The sequence below is a fragment of the Azospirillum formosense genome (assembly GCF_013340925.1).
Lineage (GTDB): Bacteria > Pseudomonadota > Alphaproteobacteria > Azospirillales > Azospirillaceae > Azospirillum > Azospirillum formosense.
In genome coordinates this window covers 1-10,605 of sequence record NZ_WHOR01000204.1, presented here as the reverse complement: position 1 = coordinate 10,605, position 10,605 = coordinate 1, and the positions used below count along the sequence as shown (strand labels likewise).

The 10,605-nt window shown below is 67.8% G+C and carries 11 protein-coding genes; 5 read left to right on the top strand and 6 right to left on the bottom strand.

What is annotated here, in order from left to right; all coding sequences use genetic code 11:
- The 4 genes from GBZ26_RS21535 to GBZ26_RS21520 all read left to right on the top strand — a co-directional run.
- The coding region (locus tag GBZ26_RS21535) for an alpha/beta fold hydrolase (RefSeq protein WP_247884862.1) at positions 1-1,206 on the top strand (1,206 nt) is incomplete at its 5' end.
- A gap of 112 nt (positions 1,207-1,318) precedes the next feature.
- On the top strand, positions 1,319-2,494 hold the full coding sequence (locus GBZ26_RS21530) for an acetyl-CoA C-acetyltransferase (protein WP_174440604.1): 1,176 nt from the start codon (positions 1,319-1,321) through the stop codon (positions 2,492-2,494).
- 98 nt (positions 2,495-2,592) lie between these two features.
- Positions 2,593-3,315: an acetoacetyl-CoA reductase gene (gene phbB, locus GBZ26_RS21525; protein WP_174440603.1), complete on the top strand. Its 723-nt coding sequence runs from the start codon at positions 2,593-2,595 to the stop codon at positions 3,313-3,315.
- A 243-nt stretch (positions 3,316-3,558) separates the two neighbouring features.
- Positions 3,559-3,927, top strand: a complete 369-nt coding sequence (locus tag GBZ26_RS21520) for a nuclear transport factor 2 family protein (RefSeq protein ID WP_174440602.1) — start codon at positions 3,559-3,561, stop codon at positions 3,925-3,927.
- A 747-nt stretch (positions 3,928-4,674) separates the two neighbouring features.
- Here the strand turns inward: GBZ26_RS21520 and GBZ26_RS21515 are convergent.
- The 3 genes from GBZ26_RS21515 to GBZ26_RS21505 form a co-directional block, all read right to left on the bottom strand.
- Positions 4,675-5,076, bottom strand: a complete 402-nt coding sequence (locus GBZ26_RS21515) for a hypothetical protein (RefSeq protein WP_174440601.1) — start codon at positions 5,074-5,076, stop codon at positions 4,675-4,677.
- 5 nt (positions 5,077-5,081) lie between these two features.
- Positions 5,082-6,335 carry an MFS transporter gene (locus tag GBZ26_RS21510; protein ID WP_174440600.1) on the bottom strand — a complete coding sequence of 418 codons (1,254 nt, stop codon included), beginning with the start codon at positions 6,333-6,335 and terminating at the stop codon, positions 5,082-5,084.
- A 115-nt stretch (positions 6,336-6,450) separates the two neighbouring features.
- Positions 6,451-7,386: a LysR family transcriptional regulator gene (locus GBZ26_RS21505; RefSeq protein ID WP_174440599.1), complete on the bottom strand. Its 936-nt coding sequence runs from the start codon at positions 7,384-7,386 to the stop codon at positions 6,451-6,453.
- Between the two features lie 97 nt (positions 7,387-7,483).
- On the opposite strand from GBZ26_RS21505, the gene GBZ26_RS21500 reads away from it, so the two are divergent.
- Entirely contained in the window at positions 7,484-7,960 is a 477-nt protein-coding gene (locus GBZ26_RS21500) for an NUDIX hydrolase (protein ID WP_174440598.1), read from the top strand.
- On the opposite strand, the gene GBZ26_RS21495 is transcribed toward GBZ26_RS21500, so the two are convergent.
- The 3 genes from GBZ26_RS21495 to GBZ26_RS29970 form a co-directional block, all read right to left on the bottom strand.
- On the bottom strand, positions 7,923-8,744 hold the full coding sequence (locus GBZ26_RS21495) for a putative bifunctional diguanylate cyclase/phosphodiesterase (protein ID WP_174440597.1): 822 nt from the start codon (positions 8,742-8,744) through the stop codon (positions 7,923-7,925). The two genes, GBZ26_RS21500 and GBZ26_RS21495, sit on opposite strands and share 38 nt — an antisense overlap.
- A 200-nt stretch (positions 8,745-8,944) precedes the next feature.
- Positions 8,945-10,045, bottom strand: a complete 1,101-nt coding sequence (gene ychF / locus GBZ26_RS21490; RefSeq protein WP_174440596.1) for a redox-regulated ATPase YchF — start codon at positions 10,043-10,045, stop codon at positions 8,945-8,947.
- Between the two features lie 117 nt (positions 10,046-10,162).
- A partial coding sequence (locus tag GBZ26_RS29970) for an energy transducer TonB family protein (protein ID WP_211104884.1) occupies positions 10,163-10,605 on the bottom strand: 443 nt, incomplete at its 5' end.

The window sequence follows — 10,605 nt, the reverse complement described above, 5'->3', positions numbered from 1 at the left end:
CGGCTGGGACCGCGGCCCCTGGCGCTGCATCTGGCGACGGTGGCGGCGACACTGCTCAGCTCCTCCGCCGCATTGCCGCACTTGAGGAACGGCTCGCTGCCATGGAAGCCGCATCTGCGGGAGCGGGCGGAGGACCTGCGCCGGCGGATCGCCGCAACCGACGCGGACGCGTTCGCCCGGACGGTTGACCGGGCGGTCCGCCGCCAGCTCGACCTCGCCTTGACGGGGATCGAGCGCTACCGCCACCACCCCTACCGCCGCGACCTTCCCGACCCGCCCGTGCCGTGGACCGAAGGGGCGTCCCGCCTGCTCGACTACGGCGCCCTCGGCCCGGCGACCGGCATGCCGGTGCTGTTCGTGCCGTCGCTGGTCAACCGCCATTACATCCTCGACCTGTCGGCGCGCAAAAGCCTGATGCGCTGGCTGGCCGCGCAGGGGCTGCGTCCCTTCCTGATCGACTGGGGCACGCCCGGACCGCTGGAGCGGCGCTACAGCCTGACCGACTACATTGCCGGCCGGCTGGAGCGCGCGCTGGCCGCGGTGGTGGAGGCGGTGGGCCGCCCGGTTCCCGTGGTCGGCTATTGCATGGGCGGGCTGCTCGCCACCGCGCTGGCGCAGCGCCGCCCCAGGGAGGTCGCGGCGCTCGGCCTGCTCGCCACCCCCTGGGACTTCCATGCGGAGGATGCCGGCATGGCCCGCCGCGCCGCCGCGGTGTTCCAGCCCTTCGGCCCGCTGCTCGACGCCTGGGGGGAGTTGCCGGTGGACATGCTGCAGGCGCTGTTCGCGCAGCTCGACCCGCTGCTGGCGCTCAAGAAATTTTCTCAGTTCGCCCGCATGGAGCCGGACAGCCGCGCCGCGCTGGCCTTCGTGTCGCTGGAGGACTGGCTGAACGACGGGGTGCCGCTGGTCGCCGGGGTGGCCCGCGACACGCTGGCCGGCTGGTATGGGCGCAACGACACGGCACGCGGCGAGTGGCTGGTCGCCGGCCAGCCGGTGGAGCCGGCGCGGTTGCGCATGCCCGTCCTGGCGCTGATCCCGGAGCGCGACCGCATCGTTCCTCCGTCCTCAGCGGTGGCCTTGGCAAGATCAATCGACCGCGCGCAAATGATCAGGCCGCCGCTCGGCCATATTGGCATGGTGGTCAGCGCCGGTGCCGAAACAGGCGTGTGGCGCCCCCTGGCCGAATGGCTTAGTGCGGCAGGATAACCGCAGCCAGTCAGGTGTCTTGCATTGCGGGAAATCCGCGCATAAGGTTTTTCTCACTCCGTGCGGCCCACTGACACGATAATAAAACTGACAAAATCTGAGGAGCGTCAACATGACCGAGGTTGTGATCGCCAGCGCAGCGCGTACTCCCATCGGAAGCTTCAACGGGGCGCTCAGCACCGTGCCGGCCCATTACCTGGGTGAGATCGCCATCCGCGAGGCGCTGAGCCGCGCCAAGACCGACGCCGCGGAGGTGACCGAGGTCATCCTGGGCCAGATCCTGACCGCCGGCCAGGGCCAGAACCCGGCCCGCCAAGCCGCCGTCAACGCCGGCATCCCGGCCTCCGCCACCGCCTTCGGCATCAACCAGCTCTGCGGCTCGGGCCTGCGCTCGGTGGCGCTCGGCTATCAGGCGATCCGCAACGGCGACGCCGAGGTCATGGTCGTCGGCGGCCAGGAGAGCATGAGCCAGGCCCCGCACGTCATGCATTTGCGCAACGGCGTGAAGATGGGCGCCGCCGAGATGCTCGACACCATGCTGAAGGACGGCCTGATGGACGCCTTCAAGGGCTACCACATGGGCACGACGGCCGAGAACGTCGCCCAGAAGTGGCAGCTGACCCGCGACGAGCAGGACGCCTTCGCCGCCGCCTCGCAGCAGAAGGCCGAGGCCGCCCAGAAGTCCGGCCGCTTCAAGGACGAGATCATCCCGGTCACCATCAAGGGCCGCAAGGGCGACATCATCGTCGCCGACGACGAGTATCCGAAGCACGGCACCACCGCGGAATCGCTGGCCAAGTTGCGCCCGGCCTTCTCCAAGGAGGGCACGGTGACCGCCGGCAACGCGTCGGGCATCAACGACGGCGCCGCCGCGCTCGTCCTGATGACCGCCGAGAACGCGGCCAAGCGCGGCCTGACCCCGCTGGCCCGCATCGTCTCCTGGGCGACCGCCGGCGTCGATCCGGCGATCATGGGCACCGGTCCGATCCCGGCTTCCCGCCTCGCGCTGGAGAAGGCCGGCTGGAAGCACGAGGACCTGGACCTGATCGAGGCGAACGAGGCCTTCGCCGCGCAGGCCCTGGCCGTGAACAAGGACCTTGGCTGGGACATCTCCAAGGTCAACGTCAACGGCGGCGCCATCGCGCTCGGCCACCCGGTCGGCGCGTCCGGCGCCCGCGTCCTGACCACCCTGCTCTATGAGATGCAGAAGCGCGACGCCAAGAAGGGCCTCGCCACCTTGTGCATCGGCGGCGGCATGGGCATCGCCCTCACCGTCGAGCGGGGCTGATGAAAAGCGGGCCGTTCCCTCCGGGGTGCGGCCCGCTTCGTATGTGCGCCTACAGAAACCGATAAAGAATCCAACACCAAGCTTTGGGGGAGGAGCCAATGGCTCGAGTTGCAGTCGTCACGGGTGGAACGCGCGGTATCGGCGAAGCCATCTCCGTCGCGTTGAAGAACGCCGGCTATGTCGTCGCCGCCAACTACGCCGGCAACGATGAGAAGGCGAAGGAATTCTCGGCCCGCACGGGCATCGCGGTCTACAAGTTCGACGTGTCGGACTTCGACGCCGTGAAGGATGGCATCGCGAAGATCGCCACCGAACTCGGGCCGGTGGACGTGGTGGTGAACAACGCGGGCATCACCCGCGACGGCGTGATCCACCGCATGACCCCGCAGCAGTGGAACGACGTCATCGCGACGAACCTGACCTCCTGCTTCAACCTGTGCCGCAACGTCATCGACGGCATGCGCGAGCGCGGCTTCGGCCGCATCGTCAACATCGGTTCGGTGAACGGCCAGGCCGGCCAGTACGGTCAGGTGAACTACGCCGCCGCCAAGTCGGGAATCCACGGCTTCACCAAGGCGCTCGCCCAGGAGGGTGCGGCCAAGGGCGTCACGGTCAACGCCATCGCGCCGGGCTACATCGACACCGACATGGTGCGCGCGGTGCCGCCCAACGTGCTGGAGAAGATCGTCGCCCGCATCCCGGTCGGCCGTCTCGGCAAGGCCGAGGAGATCGCCCGCGGCGTGCTGTTCCTGGTCGGCGACGACGCCGGCTTCATCACCGGCTCGACCCTGTCGATCAACGGCGGTCAGCACATGTACTGATCGGCCGGTGCAGTGACTCCCGGGTCTGCGGACCCGTTTGAAGCGACACGACGCCTTCACCCCTCTCCCGCACCCGCGGGGGAGGGGTTTTTCTTTGGGTTGGGGTGACACCATATAATGGGCGCAAATATATGCTAAGGCGCTATCGGAGCCGTTGGGAAGCCTTCCGCGTTTCCGTCTCGCAAGGGATGGCAATGCAGGATACGTTATTGGTGATAGACACACTGGAAGGGCATCGCAACGATGACGCTGCTAGAACAGTATATTGCCGGCTGGCGGGCACACGACGTAGCCGCAATACTTGCAACGCTTAGTCCCGACTGTGTTGTCATCGAGAGCTTCGGACCGATCTACCGTGGGCACGATTGGGTAACACGATGGGTCTCGACGTGGTTGGCCGAAGACGGTCAGGTAATTGACTGGACGGTCCGCAATTTGCGGTCCTCACCCAATGATGAAACGGCGGAATGGACTTTCCACTACAAATGGCGCGGCGAAGAAAAGAGCTTCGATGGCGCAACCATAGCGAAGCTGACTGACGGCAAGATCTCGTATCTGCGTGAGTATGCCACAACGGCGGCGCTTTACGACTGGCGTGGCGAGTTCAGGTGACGATATGATGGCTCGTCTCAACGACATTCCCACAAACGAAGCCGAAGCGGGAAGTTCGGTCGGTTGATCGGCTGTACGGAAACCGTCACGCTGGGGTTTGGCTGTACAGACATTTCGGTCCAATCGAAGTCTCGGCTCCTCTGCTACCCAGACTTCTTGTCCAAACTGAACTGCATCGGTCAGACACCCCTGAAAGTCTTGCGCCACCCAGGGTTCGCGCCAAATCAAAAAGCCTTTCATTCAATTGGGGCAACGGCAATCAGAGGGCGAGTGCAGGCGAAGGCAGGTCCCACCTATTCAATCAAGACCCAATCTGGCCGCTTGTTTTACTTTTGTCCATTCAGCGTATATTTTCGCCCGTTTTATGGCGCGACCCTGGATCGCACAGGAGACGAGATGCGCCGGGAACCCGAAAAAGCGAAACCCCCGCGCGGGGGGCGGGGGTTTCAGCGGTTGTGCCAGGACATCCGCAATGGTTGAGCCGTCTCAACGGCAATGTTCAGAAATGTGTGGCCGAACAGGTCGGCTTCCTCAAGTAAGCGCAGGTGGACTCATGACAATCACACCCTCCTGACTGCGGGAACATTTGCTGTGATGAGAAGTTGGCGTTTGGGCCAACTTGATGCGGTGTCCACCGCGTCTTCACCTCAACCAGTGTTGCTCTGAGAGATAGCGTGCTCTTCCTGGCAGGGGTTGTCAATAGCTGAACTGCGGTCCCGTTACCGCTTGATGACGGGTTTTTTGACGTCACTTGAACTGGAAGCCGACCGGCCTCTTGTCGTCCAGCGAGACCACCGCGCAGCCGCCCAGCGCCGGGCCGACCGACAGCTCGCCGTAGGCGGTGACCGCCCCTTCCTCCTTCAGGCGCCCGACGAAGCCGCCGCCGTCGCTGCGGGCGACCCAGGCGAAGGGGATCCAGGTCTGGCGCACCGGTTGGCCGCCGGCGCGGACCACCGCGGTGAAGGCCTCGGCGGTGGGGGTGCCCGGTGGGAAGACGGCCAGCACCGTGCCGCCGTCCTCCTCGTTGAGCGCCGCCTGGTTCAACGCCACCCCCGTCACCACCGCCCAGACGGCCAGGGCCAGCGCGCCGAGCGCCAGCGCGAAGCCGTGGCCGAAGCCGGGAGAAGAGGCGGGCGCCGGGTCCGTCATCGCCTTCAGGCCTTCGCTTCCGCCGCCAGGGCGGGGGCGGGCTTCTCGGCGATCGGCCAGTTGACCACCGCGGCGGCCAGGGCCAGGACCACGCTGGCCCACCAAACCACGTCGTAGGAGCCGACGCGCTCGTACAGCACGCCGCCCAGCCACACGCCGAGGAAGCCGCCGATCTGATGGCTGAGGAAGGCGAAGCCGTAGAGCATGCCGAGATAGCGCGTGCCGAACATCAGAACGACGAGGCCGGAGGTCGGCGGCACCGTGGACAGCCAGAGCAGGCCCATCGCCGCGGCGTAGAGGATCACCGAAACCGGGGTGACCGGCAGCAGGATGAAGAGCGCCGTGCACAGGCCGCGCAGCGTGTAGTTGGCGCAGAGCAGCAGGCGCTTGCTCATCTTGCCGCCCAGCACGCCCGACATGTAGGAACCGACCACGTTGAACAGCCCGATCAGCGCCATCGCCCAGGAGGCGAGGCCGGGGCTGATCCCGGCGGCGGTCAGGTAGGGCGGCAGGTGCGTGGTGATGAAGGCGAGCTGGAAGCCGCAGACGAAGAAGCCGGTGACCAGCAGGACGTAGCTGCGGTGCTTGAAGGCCTGCCGGATCGTCGCGGCGAAGCCGATGTCGGCCCCGGTGACGGCCTGCGCGCTCTTCGACCCGCCCGCCCCGGCGAAGGAGGAGGCGAGCACCGGGATCATCATCATCGAGGCGCCGAACAGGATCAGCGCGGTCTGCCAGCCATAGGCGGCGATGAAGGCCTGGCCGGTGGGGGCGAACAGGAACTGGCCCATCGAGCCGGCGGCGGTGGCGACGCCCATCGACCAGCTCCGCTTCTCCGGCGGGACGATGCGGCTGAAGCCGGCGATGACGATGCCGAAGGACGCCCCGGCCAGACCCAGCCCGATCAGCAGGCCGGAGCTGAGATGCAGCATCAGCGGCGTGTCGGCGTAGGGCATCAGCGCCAGACCCAGCGCGTAGAGTATCCCGCTGATCCCCAGCACCAGCGCCGGGCCGTAGCGGTCGCACAGCGCCCCGGCGAAGGGGGTGCCGATGCCCCAAACCAGATTCTGGATGGCGATCGACAGGGCGAAGACGTCGCGGCCCCAGCCGTGCGCCTCCGACAACGGTGCGGTGAACAGGCCCATGCTTGACCGCGGGCCGAACGCCAGCATGGCGATCAGGCAGCCGCAGGCGATGACGAATCCCGGCGTCCGCCAGGAGCGGGGCGACGGCGCCCCGCCCACCCGGTTGCTGGTGTCCAAGTTATCCTCCCTCGACACGGGCTGTGGCCGGTGCGGCAACGCTGGCCCGCGTCTCATCAGGGTCACACGATAAGCGTGCGCAGGGCGTGCTTCAAATTCACAATGGGAAAGAAGGTTATTCGGCCGCGGAATGGCAGGGCAGCGGCAGAGGCGCCTCTTCCGCCAGGGGCAGCAGGTCCAGCAGACTGTCCTCCAGCACGTCGAAGACGGGGCCGATGCGCCCGGTGAAGCGGCCGCGGAGCAGCCACACCGCGACGGTCAGCGCGAAGTCCGGGGTCTCCAGCGGCCGCACCTGCGCGGCGTGCAGGGTCGGGGCGATCAGCCGCAGCGGGGCCAACCCGAATCCGACGCCGCGGGCGACCAGCGACAGCAGGAGCGACTGGTCGAACCCCTCCACCGTGACGTTCAGCGCCGGGCCGTGCTGCGCCATCGCGCGGCCCATGGCGGTCCGGTACTGGCAGCCGTCGGGCTGAAGCACCCAGCCCACGGCGTTCATCGCCGGCAGCGTCCAGTCCCGCTGCCCGGCCAGCTCGGCCGACGCGACGACCCGCACGGGCTCGCGCGAGATGCAGACGGCGTCCAGGTCGTCCGGCGGAGTCTGGGCGTCGTGGGTCAGCACCAGCGCGCCGTCCAGCGTGCCGTTGCGGACCTGCTCGACCAGCGGCGTGCTCCAGTCCGAATGCAGGCGGACGGTCAGGCCGGGGAAGGCGGCGCGCAGCCGGTCCAGCGGATGGTGCGCGGCGATGGCGGTCAGCACATGGGCCACCCCCAGCCGCAGCAGCCCCTGCGGCTGGGCAGCCCCGGCGAAGGCGTCCGACAGCTCGTCCGCGGCCTTCAGCACCCGGTGCGCGTGGGCCAGCGCCATCTCGCCGTCGCGGGTCAGGGCCAGCGGCTTGGTCTGGCGGTCGAACAGGGACACGCCAAGCTCCGCCTCCAGCCGCTGGATGAGGCGCGAGACGGCGGACTGGGTCAGCCCCAGCCGGTGCGCGGCCTCCTGCACCGACTGGGCTTCGGCCACGGCGACGAAGGTGCGGATCTCGTTGAGCTTCATGGCGGCGTCCGGGGCGGCGGTTCGTTCGGCCTCTTGGCCACTGGTATCCGACTGTCCCCCTGGGTTAGCGTCGGGTCAAGCGCAACGAGGAGCCGCCATGTCCGTCACGCCTGAATCCACCACACCCCCCGCAGACCGTTCCGGCCGCGAATACCCCGACCGTCCCTGGGTGGGGGTGGGTGCCGTGGTGTGGCGCGGCGACCGGGTGCTGCTGATCCGCCGGGGCCGCCCGCCGCGCATGGGGCAGTGGAGCCTGCCCGGCGGCGCCCAGTCGGTGGGCGAGACGGTGTTCGAAACGGCGGTGCGCGAGGTGCTGGAGGAAACCGGCCTGCACGTCGTGCCGACGGAGGTGGTCACGGTGGTGGACGCCATGACGCTCGACGACGCCGGGGCCGTCCAATACCACTACACCATCGTCGAGGTGGCGGCGGAGAGCCCCGAGGGCGAGGCGGTGTGCGCCGACGACGCCCTGGAGGCGCGCTGGGCCACCATCGACGAGGCCGCGGAACTGACCGAATGGGACGAGACGGAGCGGGTCATCCGCCTGTCGGCGTCGCGGCGAGCCGCCGGATGAAGTCGGGGACCTGCGCCGTGTCCAGGGGCTTGGCCAGCAGATAGCCCTGGATGCGGTCGCAGCGGTAGGCGCGCAGGTAGAGAAGCTCGTCGTTGGTCTCCACCCCCTCGGCGATCGCCTGCATCCCCAGCGCGTGGGCGAGGTCGATGATGGCGCGCACGATGGCGGCGGCGTCGCGGTCCTGCACCATCGCCTGGGTGAAGTGCTTGTCGATCTTCAGCGCCTCGACCGGCACGCGGCGCAGCAGGGACAGCGAGGAATAGCCCGTCCCGAAATCGTCCAGCACCAGCCGCACCCCGGCGCCGCGCAATTGCGTCAGCACCTCGCGCGAGGACTCGCTGTGCTCGAACAGGGCGGTTTCGGTCAGCTCCAGCTTCAGGTTGGCGGCGGGCAGGCCGGTTTCGGCGAGGATGCCCAGAACGGTGCGGGCGAAGCCGGGGTCTTCCAGCTGCCGCGCCGACAGGTTCACCGCCACCGGCACGTCGGCGATGCCGTCCTGCATCCAGCCCGCGGCGGTTTCGCAGGCGCGGCGCACCGTCCATTCGCCCAGGATGTGGATGGCGTCGCTGGTTTCCGCCATGGGGATGAAGACGTCGGGGGGGATCACCGTGCCGTCATCGAGCCGCCAGCGCGACAGCGCCTCGAACCCGGTCAGCCGCCCGCTGTGGGTGTCTGCCTGCGGCTGGAAGGCGAGGCGCAGCTCGCCGTGCCGGATCGCGTCGCGCACGCGGTCGGAGAAGGTGCCGGCACCCGGCGCGATGGTCGCGTTCTGGTTCACCGCCATATCCCCTCCGGTCCAGCCCTCGGTTGTCACCCATCCAAGGGGACTTAACAGCCGAAGCGAGGCTTGTTAACCATATCTCAGGGGTATTTAAGCGGTTTTTCCAGTTTTACGAAAGAGTTAACGGATTTCTCGACGGTGATAAGATTGGGAGGCGTTAACCCTTCTCCCCCGATGAGGAGAAGGGTTGCGCGGCTGCCCAATCAAACGTTGAAGCGGAAATGGAAGATGTCGCCGTCGTTGACGACGTATTCCTTGCCTTCCTGGCGCATCTTACCGTTGTCCTTGGCGCCCTGCTCGCCACCCAGCGTGACGTAGCTGTCGAAGTCGATGGTCTCGGCCCGGATGAAGCCGCGCTCGAAATCGGTGTGGATGACGCCCGCCGCTTCCGGGGCCTTGGCGCCGCGGCGCACGGTCCAGGCGCGGGCCTCCTTCGGGCCGACGGTGAAGAAGGTGATGAGGTCGAGAAGCTGGAAGCCGGCGCGGATCAGCTTGTTGAGGCCGGTCTCCTCCAGCCCGAGGGATTCCAGGAACTCCTGCTTCTCGGCGGCATCGGAGAGCTGGGCGACCTCCGCCTCGATGGCGGCGGAGATGACGACCATGCCGGCGTTCTCGGCCTTGGCCTTCTCGGCGACCTTGGCGGTCAGGCTGTTGCCGGTGGCGGCGGACGCCTCCTCGACGTTGCAGACGTAGAGGACCGGCTTGGCGGTCAGCAGCATGAACTGCTTGAAGACCGGCCACTCCTCGTCGCTGACCTCGACGACGCGGGCCGGCTTGCCGTCCTGGAGGACCTTCAGCGCGCGCTCCATCAGATCGGCCTTGATCTTGGAGTCCTTGTCGCCGCCCTTGGCCTTCTTCTGGAGGCTGGTGAGCTGGCGCTCCAAGCTCTCCATGTCGGCGAGCATCAGCTCGGTCTCGACCACCTCGGCGTCGCGCAGGGGATCGACGTTGCCTTCCACATGGGTGACGTCGTCGTCCTCGAAGCAGCGCAGGACGTGGACGATGGCGTCCACCTCGCGGATGTTGGCGAGGAACTGGTTGCCCAGCCCTTCACCCTTCGAGGCGCCGCGGATCAGGCCGGCGATGTCGACGAATTCGAGCTGGGTCGGGATGATCTTCTGCGACTTGGCGATGGCCGCCAGCTTGTCCAGTCGCGGGTCGGGCACGCCGACACGGCCGACGTTCGGCTCCTTGGTGCAGAAGGGGAAGTTCGCCGCCTCGGCCGCCTGGGTGGCGGTCAGCGCGTTGAACAGGGTCGACTTGCCGACGTTCGGCAGGCCGACGATGCCGCAATTGAAGCCCATGGGGGTGCTCGCCGTCGGAAATCTCGGGAATTGGGGCGCTTTATCCTACGTGGAGCCGCAAAGCGCAAACGGGAAGTGGGGTAGGCAGGGTTGAGCGCCGCTTCCGGCGCGCCGGAGTCACCGTGGGCGGAACAGGAAGGGCACGGAGAAGACACGGTCCTGCGCCGTCAGGCCGGGCGGCGGGGTGGGGAAGGGGGACGCCTTGCGCACAGCGGCCAGGGCCGCCCGGTCCAGCGCCGCGTCGCCGCTCGACGTCAGGATGGAGGCGTCGAGCACCTCGCCGGCCGTGCCGAGGGTCAGCTTGACGGTGGCCTGCCCGCCGCCGACCACTTTCTCCGGCTTGTGCCGCCCGATCCAGGCCCAGACCTGCGCTCCGTAATCCACCATCGCGCCCGGGCTGGCCGAGACCGGCTCGACCGCCGCGGCGTTGCGGCCGGTTCCGGTTCCAGATTCGGCGGATGGCGTCGGTGATGGGCTGGAAGCGGTTGCGGCCTGCGGTTTCGGCGTCGCTTTGACGGGCGGCTTCGGTTTCGGCAGTGGCTTGGGCGGCGGGGGCGGTT

Coding starts and splice junctions, on each gene's coding strand:
- GBZ26_RS21530 (WP_174440604.1), top strand. CDS start 1,319: ATGACCGAGGTTGTGATCGCCAGCGCAGCGCGTACTCCCATCGGAAGC.
- phbB (WP_174440603.1), top strand. CDS start 2,593: ATGGCTCGAGTTGCAGTCGTCACGGGTGGAACGCGCGGTATCGGCGAA.
- GBZ26_RS21520 (WP_174440602.1), top strand. CDS start 3,559: ATGACGCTGCTAGAACAGTATATTGCCGGCTGGCGGGCACACGACGTA.
- GBZ26_RS21515 (WP_174440601.1), bottom strand. CDS start 5,076: ATGACGGACCCGGCGCCCGCCTCTTCTCCCGGCTTCGGCCACGGCTTC.
- GBZ26_RS21505 (WP_174440599.1), bottom strand. CDS start 7,386: ATGAAGCTCAACGAGATCCGCACCTTCGTCGCCGTGGCCGAAGCCCAG.
- GBZ26_RS21500 (WP_174440598.1), top strand. CDS start 7,484: ATGTCCGTCACGCCTGAATCCACCACACCCCCCGCAGACCGTTCCGGC.
- GBZ26_RS21495 (WP_174440597.1), bottom strand. CDS start 8,744: ATGGCGGTGAACCAGAACGCGACCATCGCGCCGGGTGCCGGCACCTTC.
- ychF (WP_174440596.1), bottom strand. CDS start 10,045: ATGGGCTTCAATTGCGGCATCGTCGGCCTGCCGAACGTCGGCAAGTCG.